This window comes from Rhodococcus oxybenzonivorans, from assembly GCF_003130705.1.
GTDB classification, from domain to species: domain Bacteria; phylum Actinomycetota; class Actinomycetes; order Mycobacteriales; family Mycobacteriaceae; genus Rhodococcus_F; species Rhodococcus_F oxybenzonivorans.
In genome coordinates this window covers 818,993-836,015 of record NZ_CP021355.1, presented here as the reverse complement: position 1 = coordinate 836,015, position 17,023 = coordinate 818,993, and the positions used below count along the sequence as shown (strand labels likewise).

Below are 17,023 nucleotides of genomic sequence, written 5' to 3'. Positions count from 1 at the left end.
TTGATGGTGTCTCTCTTGGTCGTCGCGGTCAGAGTGGTACGAGGTCCGAGATCAACCACGCACCGTCAACCTTCTCCAGGTGCAGTCGGATGCTACTGATCATGTCGGCCGGTTGGGCGCCGGTAGTCACGGTGCCATTGAGGTACACCAGAACCTCAGCCGTGGACGGATCCGCCTTGGTGACCGCAGTACCCACGACGGTCCACGCGGTACCAATCAGATCCTTCTTCGAGTTGGGTATCACCGTTTCGTCCGCGTACTTCTTGTAGTACTCGAGAAAGCCGCCAGTGAGATTAGTTTGTGCTGCAGCCATATCCGTCTCTACGGTGTCCGGCTTGTAGGAGAGAACCGCAGCAGCTTTGTCTGCTGCGATCTGAGCAATCACACTTCTCGTCTGCTCGGCGTCTCTATCCTGACTGTATTGCGTCGCATATGCCGCGACCGCTAGCGCTACGAGGGTGCCCGCCGACACGAGCCCAACGGCAAGTGGGAGAAGCCGCTTCGAGCGAGTGTCGGCCGACCGTACTGTGTCTATATGCACGACTGATCCGGAGAGCATGTCGGAGAACGTCTGCTTTCGCCGGCTCCAGATCGGCCATGCCCACCCCGACAGCAGTGGAACGATGTCGATGACATGGGCAAGGTTGCGAGTAAACGCTCGAAACCATCCCAGCGGTCGACCGTCGGCACCGTCAACAACTCGAATCCCCACGAAAGACTTTCCAATTGTTCTACCAGTACGACCCTGCTCAAATATGCTGTTCCACACCAGGAAAGCCCACAACGCAAGGTACACGGCGACCATTGCGGCCAAGCCCCATCCTGGTCTCTGTAGCACGTCCCAGAGCTCGAAGACGGCAAGCATGCAAGCAACGGGCGCGATCACGTCGATCAGGAAGGCGGCCACACGCTTGCGCCACGGCGCATGGGCCGTTCGCCCCTCGGGATCGGCGACCGTGCCGGGCCCGGTTGCCGGCGCCTCCTCATCGGAGGTCGTGGGCTTGTAGAGATGCGAGGTGTCGTCGATTTCGACGGCCTCGCCTGCGCGTGTCTCGGTACTCATACGATCTGCTCCACCTTCGAGAACTTGTACTGCCCGTCCATCTCTGTGACGGTCACGCGCAGACGCCATGTCCGCAGGGTCGGATCGGGAGACACAGTGTTCTGCACCTGGGATGTCGCGGATACGAGGAGATCTGTGGTTCCGTCCTCGTTGAGTTTCTCTATTCCTACATCGGTTACATCGGCCGAGGACTGCACTTTCGCCTCTACCAGGGCGGCGGCGAACGCATCTTTGTTCGGCCCGAACTGTTCGGCCCAATCTCCTGTAGCAGCGTCGAGAATCCGCTGTGCGCTCCCATCTGCGTCCTCGTAGGATGGGGCGATCAGATTGCTGATGTTGGCGGTGGTGAAGTCGACGATCGCGGCTTCACGCTCCTCCTGGGTCGATACTGTCCGATGGTGCAGCAGCATGTAGACGCTCGCGAGTGCCAGTGCCACGGCGACCACGGCGAGGAATCCGGAGGCAAGTGCGAACTGTCGTCGCCCCATCGGACTCCGACTCACCGTGTTGCCCTCGTGTTCCGAACTCAGCTCCTCCGCAACTGATTCCTCCGCCCGCTCTCCGGCATCGTGTGCGACCATCTCCTGCGCCCCTACGGCTGCGGACTCGTCGGCAGCAACCGCTTCCGCTTCCGCCTCTGCCTCCGCGGCCAAGGCTGTCGCCTCCGCTGCTTCGGCAGCCTTCTGCGCAGCAACGGCGCGGGCACGCGCCAGTTGTGCGCTTGCGGTACCGGTGGCCGCAGGCATCACGCGCTCCGGCCGGTCAACATCGTCTGCCATGTTCGAACCTCATTCGACGAGGAGGTGGCAACGGAGGACAACTCATATGTCGCACCGTCATGTCCCTGATACCGACCCGTCTTGGCGTCGTAGGTTGCGGTTGCCACGGGTGCGGGGGCACCTGGGGTGACAGCGGTGCCGTAGGAAGCCGGTGCAGCTTGCGTGCCGCCGCCAGCACCCGGCGCCGGTTGGGCTGGACCGCCGTTTCCGGGGACCTGATCGCCCAGTGGGTTGCCGACGACTGGGAGAGGATCACCAATCCACGGGTTGGTGCCTTTGGGCTGGTACTCCTCGTCACTGTTACAGATCGCCACGGTCGGCGCGCGCTTGCCCGGATGTTCCATGCATGGGAGGTTGCGGGCTCCGCGTACATCTAGTGGAGCATTCTGTGGAATGGCACAGTACATGGGGTCGGTAGTACGTGGCGGCGCGTCTATTGCGCTCGCGTCGCGCCGCTCGGATGCGGGGAGGTAACCCGTTGTGCAGTTTTCCGGTGCGTTCAGGTTGCCGAGGTTGAAGGAGAGGACCGGACCGCCCGCACCTCCGTTGTGCACGTCGTTCGGAACGCCGATGGTGTTGAGCATGCTCATCAGCTGCGGCAGGATCACCAGTGTCTGCTCGAGCGACGGGTTATACGTCGCGGCGACTTGACCCAGGCTCGTCAAGTTCCCGAGGAGTAGCGGCAACGTCGGTTTGAGTTGCTGAAACAGCTTTGTGGCCTCGTCGGCGGCACCGGGACCCTTCTGGAGGATCGCGCGGATCGACTCGTCTCGCTCCCTGGCTTGGGCAGTGAGGCTGTTCAGGTTTCGCGCCCACGTATAGATATCGTCACTGCTCTGCGCCTGAGCGGAGAGGAACGGGCCCATGTCGTCTATCAGCCGGGTTGTCGGGGCGACGTTGGCATGTGCGTCATGAACTAGGAGATTTGCGGAGTCAAGCAACCGTTGAAGATCCGGGCCAGTTCCATTGAACGCCTTGTAACTCTCATCGATGAGGGTGGAGAGTTTGCCGGGTGCGATCGCCGCCAAGTTCTTGTTGGCGGTATCGAGCATCGGGGCAATGTCCTGTGGCACCGTGGTTTGCGCCGCTGGGATCAGCGAACCGTCGTGCAAATACGGTCCGTCGAGCGCCGTGGGGACCATGTCGATGTACTGCTCGCCGATTGCTGAACGGCTGTGCACCTCCGCGGTGACATCGGCAGGAATCTTCACCGAACTGTTCATACTCAAGGTTGCGGTGGCTCCCTGCTGTGTCGGAACAACATCGAGCACTGTCCCGACATCAGCGCCACGGTAGGTGATATTGGATGTCTTATACAGGCCACCGCTGGTGGGGAGTTGAACGGTGACCTCGTACCTGCCAATGCCCACGAGTGACGGTATGCGCATGTAGTACGCGCCCATCACGACAAGTGAAATGACAGTGACGATGGAGAAAATGATCAGTTGGACGCGGACGAAGCTGGAGAGCATCATTAGTTGCCACTTCCTGCCATCGGTGCGGTGAGCGGATTTGCTGTGGTCGCGACGTTGGGCTGGCGCCCGAGTGTGCGACCCATCGCGGTCTCGAGGGCGATGAGGGAACCCTCCGCCGGAGTGCCCTGCAGCACCGAGTTGTCTAGCCGCCCCAGGGTCAGATCGATAATGGGGCTGAGGTTCGCGTAGTCGCCCTTGACGAAATTCGGCGTGCCGTCGAGCGGCCACGGGAATGTGGGGAGGTAGCCGAGCGCCTGAGTCAGGGCAGGTCCGGCGTCAGCGAGACCGCGCAACGTAGGCTCGAGTGCACGCAGATTCCGCACCAAGTCGTCGTGGCTTTCGGTGACTCCGCGATTCGCGACCTCGGCGAAATTGCCCACTGAGACAATCGCGTTGCTCAGATTGTCCTTCTGTTCATTCAGCACGGCCAACGCGGGCGGAATCGAATCGAGAGCCCTCTCCAGGACGGGGGTCTGGGCGTTCACGGTTCCTGCCAGCCTGTCGAGCCCCTCTGACGCCGTGATGATGTCGTCCTTCTGTTCGTTCAACGCGGACGTGAAAGTGTCCAGTTGGGTGATCAAGCTGCGGACGTCGGTCTCGTGCCCCGACAACGCGGCATTGAGCTGGGTATCGATCTGATTCAACTGCGCCAACCCTCCGCCATTGAGGAGCGTTGACACCGATGCGAGAGTCTGCTCCGTCGTCGGATACAGCCCGGCATGCGCGATCGGGATCGTGTCTTCGTCCGCCAACCTTCCTTCTGCCGGCTCATCCAGGGGCGGTGCCAATTCGACGTGCAGCGTGCCGAGCAGGCTGGTCTGGCCAACCTTGGCCACCGTATTCTTCGGCAGCGTGACACCGCCGTCGAGTTGCACCGTCACGAGGGCGTGCCAATCCTGCAACCGGATGTCCGTGACGTGCCCGACATCGACATCCGCCACACGAACCCGACTGTTCCGTTGCAGTGACGCGACATTGGGCATCTCGATGTCGACTGTGTACGAACCTGGGCCGTTTCCTTCTGTTCCTGGAATGGGGAGGGAGTTGACCCCCTGCCATTCACAGCCCGAGAGCACCAGCGCAGCTGCGGTAAGACCCATCCCTATCTTGGCGACCCGCCGACTTTTCAACATCATCGTCCACCTCCGCTCGGTCCGTTTTCGGGCAGCCGCAGTGCGCCGAGCAGGCCGGCCAAGCCGTCCCCAGCCGTCACGGTGTCGGTCGCTTTCTTCGTCGGGGCCGACTCGAATACTCCCGGAACCGAGGTGTCGACCATTCCGGGGGGTGGGCGCAACGAATCTTCGCTGTAGTCGATTTCTTCTGGACGCACTTGGATGCCAGTGGGCAGATTGATCCCTGCCGGTGGATAGTTGAACTGAAGGGTTTTCAGCACGGGAGCCAGATATTGTGCGCAGAGCTTCGCCGACTCCTCTGCTCCCTTTTGCGCTGCGGCCTGGATGGACCCGCAAATGAATTGGAGCGGGTTCTGGAAATGATTCACCGCCAAGGCCCCGGTCATGCCTCCCTGCGCTGGCTGATAGATATTGGCGAAGTTCGCCAACGCTGTCGGCAGAATGTGCAGGATCTGTTCGATGTCCGGCTTGGAAGACTCCAGCGAGCCGGTCACCGCAGCCAGGTCGTCGAGAGACTTGGTCAATCCGTCACGATTTTGCTCGACAAACTGCTGAAGATCAGCGGTCACCGAGTCGATGTCGTTCAGGGCGTCACTGAGGTCGTGGTCGGTTCCGTTCAGCGCATCGGTGACCGAAGCGAAGTGACCGTTGATCTGGACGATCTGTTGGTCACTTGCAGCGAGCGCGCTCACGAACACTTGAAGGTGCTGGATGGTTCCGAACAGATCGGTGCGTCCATTCGAAAGGGTCGACATCGCATCCGACATCTTCTTGATCGTCTGGTTGATCGAATCACCCTTACCACTCAGTGCCTCCGCCGCTGAGTCGACCATTCCGCCAAGGGCACCGTCCTTGTTGGTCTCGGTGGGGCCGAGAGATGCGGACAGACGCTCCAACTGCGCCCGGAAGTCGTCCCATTCCACGGGAACTGCGGTCCGTTCCAGCGGTATGTCAGCCCCGTCAGTGAGCGCGTCACCGCCTGTGTAGGCGGGCGCCAATTGGATCGCGCGCGAGGAGATCAAGCTTTGCGACAAGATGACTGCCTTTGCATCGGCGGGAACTTTGTAGGACGAGTCATAGTGGAAGTCGACCTTGATTCGGTCGCCGTCCGGTTCGATCTGGTCGATCTTTCCGACGTTGACGCCCATGATCTTCACGTCGTCACCGATATAGATACCGCTCGTGTTGTTGAAGTAGGCGGTAACGGATGTCGTTGTGGTGGCGGTATAGATGCGCCATCCCACGAATAGAACCGAGCCCAGAGCGATGACTGCGACCACCGCAGCCGCGATCAGCCGACGCACGCCGAACTTGTCGCGTAGTTCCCGAATGTTCTGCACAGATCAGCCCCCCAATCCGGGGATGGCCGGCAGGCCCGGAATCAATGGCAGCGGTACCGGCGGTTGAGGTGCCGGTGGCGGTGGCGGGCTGACGCCCGGAATGGGAACGGTCTCGGGCGATACCGGGCACTGGCTCGGGTTGGGCAGCGGCTTCGTGCCGCCTGGTGGCACCGTGCCGGGGGGCGAGTTGTTTCCACAGTCGACAGGCCATGTGGCACCTATCCCCGGGAGTGTCGCTGGATCGACACCTTGATCTTTGAAAGCTGCGTCGATGAACGGTTGCAGGAACTGCCCCGGCAGGATGTTCGCCACGTACGCCTTGTAGAAGGGGCCTCCCGAAACGGACTCGCCGAGCGAGGTTCCGTAGAGGGCAAGAGGCTGAAAGATTGCGTGGATGTCGTCTTTCCGCCTGTTGAGTAGATCCGTCACGGCGTTCAGTTTCTCGAGCATCGGAGTCAGTTCGGTGTTGTTGTCGGCGATAAGCCCCTTCACCTGAGCGGTGACTGCGGAGACGTTGGTGAGCAGGGTGTCTAGCGCACCTCGACGAGCGTCCAGCGCGGCGAGGAGGGTATTGCCGTCGAGGAGCAGCCGGTTGATCTGTTCACTTCGATCCGAGAGAACGCTGGTGACCTTCTCGGCGTTGCCGAAGAGGTCTTGAACCATCTGATCACGTGAGGCAACGGTATCGGAGAATCGTGAGACATTTTCCATCGCCGCCCCGAGCTGCGGTGCCGTCTCTTCGAAGGTGTGGCTGAGGACGTCGAGAGCATTCGTCACCTGTTCGGTATCCAACCCGGTTGCGGTATTGGTCAAGTCACCCAGTGCGTCTGTCAATGAATACGGAACAGTGGTGTGTTCGACGGGTATGACGAAGCCCCGTGGCATGCGATCGCCTCGGCCGGGGCTCAGTTCCACCATCTTCGTCCCCAACACCGTCTGAGTCTTGACCGCGAGATAGGTATCCGCGCTGAGCTCGACCCCTTTGGCCGAGAAATGCATGATCACCTTGTCGCCGTCGATGTCGATATCCTGAACGCTTCCGACGGTGACCCCAGCCACTTCGACCTTGCTGCCAGCTTGCAGGCCACCAGTGTCGGCGAGATATGCACTGTAGTCATTACCTCCCGTGATGAACGGCATCTTGCCGTAACTCTGCGCAATGAGTACCACGGCGACGGTCGTCACGATTCCGAGGAGACCGATCCGAATCCGTTTGCTCCTGTCAACGGATCTCATCAGACAGCACACCTTCCCGCACGTTGACCGACAATCGGAATGAGGACCGGATTGCCATCTGGACCATTCACTTTGAGTGTTGCATCGCAAATGTAGAACGAGAAGAAGTCGCCGTAGAGGCCGAGTCGGGACAGCTTCTGGTAGATCGTGGGCAGTCGCCCGAGAACCGAATCGAGGAACTCACTGTCGCTGTTGATTTGAGTTGCGGTCCGGTCGAGTTGATGCACGTCGTTGACGATGTTTGGACGGACTTGACCGAGTAGGGAGGCGACGGTCGCTGAAGCATCATTGATATGCGCCAGCGAATTTGCGATGGGGTCGGATTGCTGAGCGAGACCTGACACCAACTGTTGGAGGTTGTCGATTCCCTGGGAGAATTGTTCGTTGTGCCGATCGACTGTCCGCAAGACGGTGTTGAAGTTGGTGATCACCGATCCGATCAACTGGTCGCGGTCTGCGAGAGCGCCGGTGAGTTGGGCGGTTTGATTGAGCACGTCGGCTATCGATCCACCCTGACCCTGAAATACGGTGATCAGCGAGGAACTGAGGCGATTGACCTGGTCCGGATCCAGCGCTTTGAACAACGGCTTGAATCCACCGAGAAGTGCGTCCAAATCCAATGCAGCCGAGGTGTTCTCGATGGGGATCGTGCCCCCGACGGGAAGCGGCTCAGCGGTCGCCGTACCCTCTATCAACTCGAGGTAGTGGTCGCCGATCAGATTTGACCAACGAACCGATGCGCGCGTGGAGGTCATGAGCGATACTTCACGATCGAGCGAGAACTCCACCTCGGCCTGGGTATTGTCGACGATCGTAATCTTGTCGACTTTTCCGACTTCCACACCTGCAATTTGGACGAACTCCCCCGTGCGAAGCCCAGAAACGTTCGAGAAGACTGCTTTGTATCCGTTCTGGCTGTCGAAGCGCATCTGGCCGAATACCACGACCAGCCCTCCTGCGATCACTATCATGACCAGCGCAAAGACCGAGAACTTGATGATGGATCCGCCGACCTTCATCGGGCCGCACCTCCCGGTGTGCTCCCCAACAACCACTGGAGGAGGTCGGGGTTGTGGTTCGGTTTGATCGATGTCGAATCCGCGATGCTGGCCCCCGTGTCTGCCACCAAATACGGTGTTGGATAAAGGTCTTTGGTGATCGTGGGATAGCAACCCGGCTTTCCACCGGGGCCTCCCTTTGCCGCCACCTTCGGCAGATTCTTGGGGTACTCGTACACATTGTCACCGAGCAGCAGAGCCGCATCTACGGTGAGAGAGTATCCGGTCTCGGCGACTGCGTTGTTCATGACTTTGCCGCCCAGGACCGATGCGTTCAACAAGCACGGGTACTCGGGGCTGTACTCGGCAAGAAGTTCGGTCGTCGGGACCAGATGGTCATTTGACGCTACGAATCCGTCAACGTTCTCGTTGCCAACATCGGTGGCCGTAGTCCCGAAACCAATCGCGGCCAGCAAAAGTCCACCCACATCCTTCTCTTGTTGTGTGATGGTGTCCGACGTCGTGGACGCATTGTCGAGAACTCCCATGACATCGGGTACGACACCGGCGTATGTGTTCGCTACGATCGCAGACTGTCGGAAGTCTTCCTGCAGCTGCGGCAAGTGCGGGTTCAGCGCACTCAGGTACTGGTTCGATGTCGTGAGGGTCTCCCCCAGTTTCGCGCCCCGACCGCTGAGCCCGTCCGCGACCGCAGTCAGGGTCGCATTCAGCTTGGCGGGATCGATGTGTCCCATCACCGAGGTCAGGCTCTCGAATAGAGTGTTCACCTCGGTAGTGACATTGGTCGAGGTGATTGTCGATCCCGGATGAAGGCGGTCAGCCGAGGGGTTCGTCGGCACATTGATGGCCACGTACTTCGAGCCGAATGCCGTTGTCGCTTTGATCTCCGCGCTCGCGTTCGACGGGATGAGGTCAGCCCACTTCGGTTCGACCTCCAGCTGCAACGTTGCCGATCCGTCGGTCATGTCTACACGAGAGACCTTTCCGATCTGTACGCCGTGCATCTGAACCTTCGCACCCGGGTCCATGACGAGCCCAGACCGATCCGCACGCAAGGTAAAGGTATCGTAACGGTCGAAGCCTCCCCGGAACTGAACGAGGCAGAGCGACACGATCCCGAACAGTGACAGCCCAAGCAGCACACCAGCTGTCATCAGCCGCGGCGGCGCATGATGGGTTCTCGAAGACGTCAACCCGTTCAATTTCGTCACCGTTAACCCGCCAGGTTGAAATTGCCGGCAGTGCCGTAAATGGCCAGTGACGCCAACAGCGTCACCATGACAACCGCAATGAGAGATGTCCGCACAGCGCGCCCGACAGCTTCACCGACGCCCGCGGGACCACCGGAAGCCGTGTAGCCGTAGTAGCAGTGGATCAGCATCACCACGATCGCCATGAGGATCGCCTGGAGGAACGACCAGAACAGATCAGTTGGGCGCAGGAACGTCGCGAAATAGTGATCGTAGACACCCGAAGACTGCCCGTAAAACACGGTCGTAGTGACCCTCGTCGCCACGAATGACATGATCACAGCCAAGGAATACAGCGGGATGATCGAGATCAGGCCGCCGATCAAGCGAGTGGAGACAAGATACGACATGGACTTGATACCCATGACTTCGAGTGCGTCGATTTCTTCGGAAATGCGCATCGCGCCGAGCTGAGCAGTTGCGCCGGCGCCGATAGTCGCAGCTAGGGCGATACCGGAGATTACCGGCGCAATGATCCGGACGTTGATGAAGGCACCGAAGAATCCGGTGAGAGCCTCCACTCCGATGTTCCCCAGGGACGAGAACCCTTGGATGGCCACCAGCGATCCACCAGATAGGGTCATGAAGCCGACGATGACTACGGTGCCACCGATCACCGCGAGTGCTCCTGAACCCATGCTGATCTCTGCGATGAGACGCAGGGTTTCCTTTCGATACGCGGTGACCGCGTGGGGGGTGTTGCGGGCTGCACGCCAATAGAACACCCCATGTCCACCCAGGCCTCGCACGGAACGCGAGGGTGTACTGATCACCTTGCGTGCGCGCGGAAATTGTCGTTGCCGCGAGGCTGTCGCTGCCATTTGTCCAATCTCTCTCAGTGCCCTGTACCAAATTTGACGCCGACGGCGGTTACCACGACGTTGATGGCGAACAAGGCCATAAATGAATAGACGACTGTTTCGTTGACCCCGTCGCCCACGCTCTTCGGTCCGCCCTTGACGGTGAGGCCGCGGTAACAGGCCACCAGACCGGCAACCAGGCCGAACAAGGCCGCCTTGACCTCTGAGATCACAATTTCCGGAAGTCCGGTGACGAGAGTCAGCGAGGATGCGTAAGAACCTGGAGTGACGTTCTGAATGAAGACCGAGAAGCTGAACCCACCTACCAGACCGATCGTGACTACCAAGCCGTTGAGCAAGAGCGCAACAACGGTCGAGGCAAGGACCCGCGGTACGACCAAACGATGGATCGGATCGATGCCCAGAACCCGCATAGCATCGATTTCTTCTCGAATCGTGCGTGCGCCCAAGTCCGCGCACAATGCGGTCGCTCCGGCACCCGCCACGATCAAAACAGTTACGAGTGGCCCGATCTGGGTCACTGCACCCAGGGCGGCACCTGCACCGGACAGGTCGGCAGCACCGAACTCAACCAGCAGGATGTTGAGGGTGAAGACAACCAACACCGTAAAGGGCACTGAGACTAGCAGCGTTGGCACCAACGAAACACGCACCACGAACCATGCCATCAGGAAGAACTCACGCCACTGGAACGGCGATTTAAACGTCGCCTTGAACGTGTCCACACACATCTCGAAGAATCCGCCCACCGCGTGCAATGGAGTGTTCACGAATCGTTCGAGCAGGTAGTTACTCGGCGCCGCCGTTGAAGGCGTACGGGTCTCCCGGGCGATCGCTATCGGCTCCGTGACATCGCTGCTCATCGTCGCACCTCAGATCCGTGCCGAATGCAGTGCATCTGCAGACTCAGCATCTTCATAGTCCACCCAGTCGGTGTCGAGCATGCTTTCCTCGATAGCCGCACGTGCATTGGGCGGGAGCGAATCCATCATCTGACGTACGCGCGCCTGCCGACGGGTAATTGCCTGCCGAAACGGCATTCCGGGCGTGGGCTGAAGTTGGGGCACAATTCCTTTGACGTCGTCTGTGCCACCGTGGTGGTGGCCGGCGTCGACCATCGCCTGTTCTTCCGCCATCTGGGCTTCGTCCTTCTCCTCGGACATGCCGATCGGACCGAGCCGTCGACCTTGCAGGAACTGGTCGACGACCGGTTCATCGCTGGTGAGCAGCACCTCGCGTGGTCCGAACATGACGAGTTCCTTGCGAAAGAGCATTCCAATGTTGTCCGGCACTGTCCTGGCCACGGAAATATTGTGGGTGACAATCAAAATGGTGGCGTCGATCTGCGCGTTGATATCGATCAGCAGCTGCGACAGGTACGCGGTGCGGACAGGGTCCAAACCGGAGTCCGGCTCGTCGCACAAGATGATCTGTGGATCGAGGACTAGCGCGCGCGCCAATCCGGCACGCTTGCGCATTCCTCCTGAGATTTCCCCCGGCAGCTTCTCCTCGGCACCGATGAGACCGACCAACTCCATCTTTTCCATCACGATGCGGCGGATCTCGGTCTCGTTCTTCTTTGTGTGCTCCCGGAGAACGAAGGCGACATTGTCGTAAAGAGTCATCGACCCAAACAACGCCCCGTCTTGGAACAACACACCGAACAGCTTGCGGATCTCGTAGAGCTCATCACTCGAACAGCCCATGATGTCCGTGCCGTCGATGACGATCGATCCCTCTTCAGGACAGAGCAGACCGATCAGAGACTTCAGAAAGACCGACTTCCCCGTCCCGGACGGACCCAACAGCACACTGACCTCCCTGGGGGAAGGGTCAATGTCACGTCCTTCCAAATCGTCTGCGAACCGAAGGACTTGGTCAGTCCTTCCACTTGCACTTCGACTCCCACCACTACCCTCACCGCCCTTCCAGTACGAATGTCGCAATTCAGCTACCTGCAGAGCGCCTCGCTCGTCCGCGTACTTCTCACCCATGGAACTCAGGGCCGACCGCTCGCGGGTGGACCGGTACTCGCGGTTGGACCGCCCGGATCGAAAGCGCTGCTTCTCGGTCCTCCGATTTCCTTTGTGCCCTGAGTCACAGTGAATCTAAACTAGCACAGGTTTTTTTGAGCGCAAGAAGACGTAGTCTGCCATTATCGGAACGGGACAAGATCTCGACCGCTTGAAGCAAGAGGCGCTCTAATGCGACCCCAAGTGTCTCGAATGTCCGAGATCGCCGTTTCGACCCAACAGCGCAAAGACGCGACAATCAGCGTGACCAACCCTCACGCTGCACGCATTTGCGCTGATCAAAGGGGCTCTAACACAGAAAGGAAGAGAGATGATCATCGACCTTGTCGACCCGGTCCAGGGGTTGGTCACGGCAATCGCGTGGCTACTACTCAGAGGGCATCTGCCACCCGTGTAAGCGGACTGCGTTCACGGTTACAACCAATCTCAGCTTAGAAATTGTGCGATCCGGTGGGACCTGATCTTGGATGGTTGCCGAATCCACAACCTCGCCCGGCGCAAGATCGACGCTCCGTTCACAGCTTTCTACGTGAGAAGCCGAAACCTCGCGAATCTGGACGGATTGTTCGCTCTCGCGCCGGGCCTTCGAAGGGCTTCCAACTTCAGTTGCAAGAAACTGGCCCGAGAGCTAACCCCCGGCACATCCGCCTGCCTAACAGAGAATAGATTACTCATCCGCGACACCGTTCATCCCTCGACGCTGCGGTGAATCAGCAGTTTCATGCATCGGAGACACAGGACAGAGACGCTTCAGCGATTTGTCCATACCAGCAGCTGGGGTGGGGTATCTCGCTTCTGGCGAGATCTGGAAAGGTCAACAACATGATCGGCACAACAAGTCGATTCTTTCGATTTCTTTTTAGATTTTGATGACGTTCATGCTGTAACATCAGTTGACGTTCCAGCGCTTGCCGGAACCGATGAGTGAGGAGATGCTGTGTCCGACTCCGTGCAGACACGTCCGTTGCGCGTTGCGATCGTGGGTGCCGGCCCCGCCGGTATCTACGCAGCCGACGCTCTCATGAAATCCGATGCCGCGTCTGACGGCGGGATCAGCATCGACCTCTTCGAGCGGATGCCTGCCCCCTTCGGTCTGATCCGGTACGGCGTCGCACCCGACCACCCGCGCATCAAGGGCATCATCACCGCCCTGCACAAGGTGCTCGACAAGCCGTCGGTGCGCCTGCTGGGCAACATCGACTACGGCAGCGACATCACCCTCGAAGACCTGCACAATTTCTACGACGCGGTGATCTTCTCCACCGGTGCCAACGCCGACCGCGCCCTCAACATCCCGGGCATCGAACTGGACGGCAGCTACGGCGCCGCCGACTTCGTCTCCTGGTACGACGGCCACCCCGACGTCCCGCGCACCTGGCCCCTCGAGGCCGAGAAGGTCGCCGTCCTCGGTGTCGGCAACGTCGCCCTCGACATCGCCCGCGTCCTCGCCAAGACCGGCGACGAACTGCTGCCCACGGAGATCCCCGCCAACGTCTACGAGGGACTCAAGGCCAACAAGGCCGTCGAGGTCCACGTGTTCGGCCGCCGCGGACCGGCGCAGGCCAAGTTCACCCCCCTCGAGCTGCGTGAACTCGACCACTCGCCGACGATCGAGGTCATCGTCGACCCCGAGGACATCGACTACGACGAGGGCTCCGAGCAGGCGCGCCGCAACTCCAAGCAGGTCGACATGGTCGCCAACACCCTGCAGGACTGGGCCATCCGCGACGTGGGCAACCGGCCGCACAAGCTGTTCCTGCACTTCTTCGAATCGCCCACCGAGGTGCTCGGCGAAGACGGCAAGGTCGTCGGCCTGCGCACCGAGCGCACCCAGCTCGACGGCACCGGAAACGTCAAGGGCACCGGCAAGTTCAACGACTGGGACGTGCAGGCCGTGTATCGCGCGGTGGGCTACCTGTCGCAGAACATCGCCAAGCTCCCGTTCGACGAGCAGGCAGGCACCGTCCCGAACGAGGCCGGACGCGTCATCGCCGACGACACCGCCGAGGGCAACGACCGGTTCATGCCCGCCACCTACGTCACCGGCTGGATCAAGCGCGGCCCGGTCGGCCTGATCGGCCACACCAAGGGCGACGCGAACGAGACCGTCGCGAACCTGCTCGAGGACCGGTCCGGCTTCGCCGAGCCCGCCAACCCGTCCGAGGACGCGATCATCGACTTCCTCGAGGGCAAGCAGGTCCCGTACACCACCTGGCAGGGCTGGTACCGCCTCGATGCGCACGAGCGCAGCCTGGGCGAGCCCGAGGGCCGTGAGCGAATCAAGGTCGTCGAACGCCACGAAATGGTCGCGGCCAGCGAGCCCGACAAAGCGCGGAACCGATAGACTCCATCGGCGACACTGTCTGGAGACGCGCCTATTGCCTCACGTCAAGATGCCCGCGAAGTCTGATTCGTTGACTCATTTGTGGATGCCCGCGTGACGGGTGCCTTTCGGGCTGGCCCTGCCTTGCTGGTGGTCAGCGTCAGCAGTTCGGTGGTGAGCGCCTGGATCCGGCGTTGGAGGGCGGCGGGGTTGATGCCCGTGCAGGTGTCGGCAAGGATCTCCTTGTCGTGTTTCCCGACCGCTTTGTGGTGTTCGGCGCGCCGGTGTGGGGTGGTCGCGACGTCGTACTTCTTGGCGACCTTCGCGCCGTTGCGGACCTTCGAGACGAGTTTCCGTTGTGGGCAGAAGTAGTTGGCCAGGTTCGACTGCAGCGCCCAGATCTTGTTGAGCAGCAACAATTCTGCCTCGGTGTCGTAGCGGTGGTAGCCGACGATGGTGCGCACGATCGCCCAGTTCTTCTGCTCGACATGAGCGCCGTCGTTGGAGTTGCCGGGCCGCGACCGGGTGAAGGTGATCTCGCGTTTCTCGCACCACGCGAGCAGGTGATGATTGATGAACTCCGAGCCGTTGTCTGTCCACGCCCAGGATCGGGAACGGCATGATTCTCGCGATCTCGTCCAGGGCGGCGATCACCCATTTGCGGGCCTTGTTGCGCACGGAGCGGTTCTCGGTCCACCCGGTGGCGATGTCGGTCACCGTCAGCGTGTAGGCATGTTCACCTTCGGCGTTGCCGCCCTCATGGCCGACCAGGTCGATCCCCACGAACCCCGGTTTCGCGTCGTCCCAGTCCGCCCACGTACGGATCGGGATCTGCGACTTGAGCAGCGACCCAGGCTTGGTGTGGTTGCGGCCCCCCAGCTCGTGCTTGCGCCGTTCGGGGGTCAGGCGCCGGTCGATGGTGGCCGCCGACATCGACACCAGCAACGCAGCGGTGTCGTCGTCGATGTCCAACTCGCCGAAGTGGCGCAGCCGCGGCACCAGCTCGCCCAGGATCGGGGCCAGCCGCTTGCCGGCGGGCATCCCCAACACTGCCCAGCAGAAGATCAGCGCGGCAATGACGTTCGGACCGTACGTCGGTGGACGCGGCGTCCGCGGGCGCACCACCCGCGGCCGCAGTGCGCCACGCAACGCCTTACGGGCATGATCGCGATGCCAGCCCGTGGTGGCGCACAACTCGTCCAGGATCCTCGCCTTACCGGCCTTGTCCGCCCGCTTGTAGCGGGTCGCGATCGTCTTCGTCACGGCTTTGCGCTCGGCCATCGTCAATCCCATCCTCCGGCGGTAGCGCAACCCCGCCCGCACGCTCAAGCGACACGCCGCCACGCGGGCATTCTCGAGCGCGTCAACGAAGGCGGCTACGCGAGCATTTTCGATGAGTCAACGCGCCTCCACCGTTGCTGCCGGCGGGTCCGGAAGCGCACGGACAAGTCGTAGCAGGGTGCTGCGTCCGACGTGCACGCCCAGTGCTGTCGCCAGTCGGGCTCCGGCGCGGCGGGCCAGCGCCAGCCCGATCCCTTCGAGGATTCCCCACAGCAGTGGGGTGCGTCGCGCATATCGCGTGGTCACACCGTCGATCTGCTCGGCGAAGGTGCGCCGGTCGCACGCGGTCGAACTGCACAGGAATCGGCGCACCCGCAGGACGAGGCGACTCGGTCGATTACCGATCGCGGTGTCGACCACCGTGCGTTCGTATCGGCTGTGCACTCGCTCGGAGGTATCACCGCAGGTGGGGCAGGACGCCGACACCGACAGTGGGGAAGCGCGAATGCTCACCCGCCCTAAGTGACGTCGATCGAATCGATCGCGACACCCACCAGGTGGGGAAGCAAAACACGCAGGTCACAACAGCTTCCGGAACACCAGCAAGATCATCTCTCACAATCCCCACCCCACCGGGGGCGACACGCGGAGAACACGACCATCACGGAAAGTGGGCCAGAACCACTTCAGACTGCCAGAGCCACGATGTCGGTGGCTCGGAACGTCGGCATCGTCCTTCTCAACTGTTCGACGGACTTGCTGACCGCGGCACCCGCGGTCTCGAAGACTTCGTCCGTCTCGCACGATAGTCTTGACTTCTTCTAACCTCCAGAACGATTCCTAAAACCAGTAAACACGCAGAGATCGGCCGGGCGCGACGCAGGGTGATATCGGCCACCCCTGGGCAACTACACCGACAACGCATCGATCACCCGAACGAATTGGGCACGAATTGAATTGGTGTCCGATTGGTCGCAAACGGAGTGCACAACCGCTCGCACCCAGGCCCGCGAATTCTTGGGTGCCTGGGTGCGAAATTCGTCGAACAATGCGATGGGATAGGACCGCACGTCCCGACGGGTGCTGTGGACTCGTGCAGCATCGTCGTGGATGCAGCCCTGACGTTCCGTGAGATCGCTGGGGAGTTCAGAAGGTGACGCTCCGCGACACCGCTGTACTTACACCTGAACAAAGCGCCGCGAGACCGAAATGTCCTTCACCCCAATCGCAGTGGACCGATAGCGCTAAGTGAGCCACCGGAACCGCATCG

The 17,023-nt window shown here is 60.8% G+C and carries 12 protein-coding genes and 2 pseudogenes; 1 reads left to right on the top strand and 13 read right to left on the bottom strand.

Features of this window, described 5'->3' with window-relative positions:
- Window positions 1–28 precede the first annotated feature (28 nt).
- From CBI38_RS34930 to CBI38_RS34880, 11 genes and pseudogenes are all read right to left on the bottom strand, one after another.
- Entirely contained in the window at window positions 29–1,063 is a 1,035-nt protein-coding gene (locus CBI38_RS34930; RefSeq protein WP_162603387.1) for an RDD family protein, read from the bottom strand.
- Window positions 1,060–1,842 (bottom strand): hypothetical protein, encoded by a 783-nt coding sequence (locus tag CBI38_RS34925; RefSeq protein ID WP_162603386.1) that lies wholly within the window; start codon window positions 1,840–1,842, stop codon window positions 1,060–1,062. Before CBI38_RS34925 ends, CBI38_RS34930 begins: the two co-directional genes overlap by 4 nt.
- On the bottom strand, window positions 1,809–3,317 hold the full coding sequence (locus tag CBI38_RS34920; RefSeq protein ID WP_109335970.1) for an MCE family protein: 1,509 nt from the start codon (window positions 3,315–3,317) through the stop codon (window positions 1,809–1,811). The genes CBI38_RS34925 and CBI38_RS34920 overlap by 34 nt, the downstream gene beginning before the upstream one ends.
- Window positions 3,317–4,453 carry an MCE family protein gene (locus CBI38_RS34915; RefSeq protein ID WP_109335969.1) on the bottom strand — a complete coding sequence of 379 codons (1,137 nt, stop codon included), beginning with the start codon at window positions 4,451–4,453 and terminating at the stop codon, window positions 3,317–3,319. The genes CBI38_RS34920 and CBI38_RS34915 overlap by 1 nt, the downstream gene beginning before the upstream one ends.
- Window positions 4,450–5,790, bottom strand: a complete 1,341-nt coding sequence (locus tag CBI38_RS34910; protein ID WP_230990354.1) for an MCE family protein — start codon at window positions 5,788–5,790, stop codon at window positions 4,450–4,452. The genes CBI38_RS34915 and CBI38_RS34910 overlap by 4 nt, the downstream gene beginning before the upstream one ends.
- Window positions 5,791–5,793: 3 nt before the next feature.
- Window positions 5,794–7,026, bottom strand: a complete 1,233-nt coding sequence (locus CBI38_RS34905) for an MCE family protein (RefSeq protein WP_109335968.1) — start codon at window positions 7,024–7,026, stop codon at window positions 5,794–5,796.
- Window positions 7,026–8,045, bottom strand: coding sequence for an MCE family protein (locus tag CBI38_RS34900; protein ID WP_109335967.1), 1,020 nt, complete (start codon window positions 8,043–8,045; stop codon window positions 7,026–7,028). The genes CBI38_RS34905 and CBI38_RS34900 overlap by 1 nt, the downstream gene beginning before the upstream one ends.
- Entirely contained in the window at window positions 8,042–9,199 is a 1,158-nt protein-coding gene (locus CBI38_RS34895) for an MCE family protein (protein ID WP_109335966.1), read from the bottom strand. The genes CBI38_RS34900 and CBI38_RS34895 overlap by 4 nt, the downstream gene beginning before the upstream one ends.
- A gap of 59 nt (window positions 9,200–9,258) precedes the next feature.
- Window positions 9,259–10,116, bottom strand: a complete 858-nt coding sequence (locus tag CBI38_RS34890) for an ABC transporter permease (RefSeq protein WP_109335965.1) — start codon at window positions 10,114–10,116, stop codon at window positions 9,259–9,261.
- 14 nt (window positions 10,117–10,130) lie between these two features.
- Window positions 10,131–10,847: an MlaE family ABC transporter permease gene (locus CBI38_RS34885; RefSeq protein ID WP_230990436.1), complete on the bottom strand. Its 717-nt coding sequence runs from the start codon at window positions 10,845–10,847 to the stop codon at window positions 10,131–10,133.
- Window positions 10,848–10,988: 141 nt separating this feature from the next.
- Window positions 10,989–12,025: pseudogene (locus CBI38_RS34880) on the bottom strand (ABC transporter ATP-binding protein).
- Between the two features lie 1,061 nt (window positions 12,026–13,086).
- Here CBI38_RS34880 and CBI38_RS34875 point away from each other — a divergent pair.
- Window positions 13,087–14,493 carry an FAD-dependent oxidoreductase gene (locus tag CBI38_RS34875; RefSeq protein WP_109335963.1) on the top strand — a complete coding sequence of 469 codons (1,407 nt, stop codon included), beginning with the start codon at window positions 13,087–13,089 and terminating at the stop codon, window positions 14,491–14,493.
- A gap of 44 nt (window positions 14,494–14,537) precedes the next feature.
- Here CBI38_RS34875 and CBI38_RS34870 read toward each other — a convergent pair.
- Window positions 14,538–15,765: pseudogene (locus CBI38_RS34870) on the bottom strand (DDE-type integrase/transposase/recombinase).
- A gap of 105 nt (window positions 15,766–15,870) precedes the next feature.
- Complete coding sequence (locus CBI38_RS34865; RefSeq protein ID WP_109335962.1) at window positions 15,871–16,266, bottom strand: transposase family protein; 396 nt, start codon at window positions 16,264–16,266, stop codon at window positions 15,871–15,873.
- Window positions 16,267–17,023 lie beyond the last annotated feature (757 nt).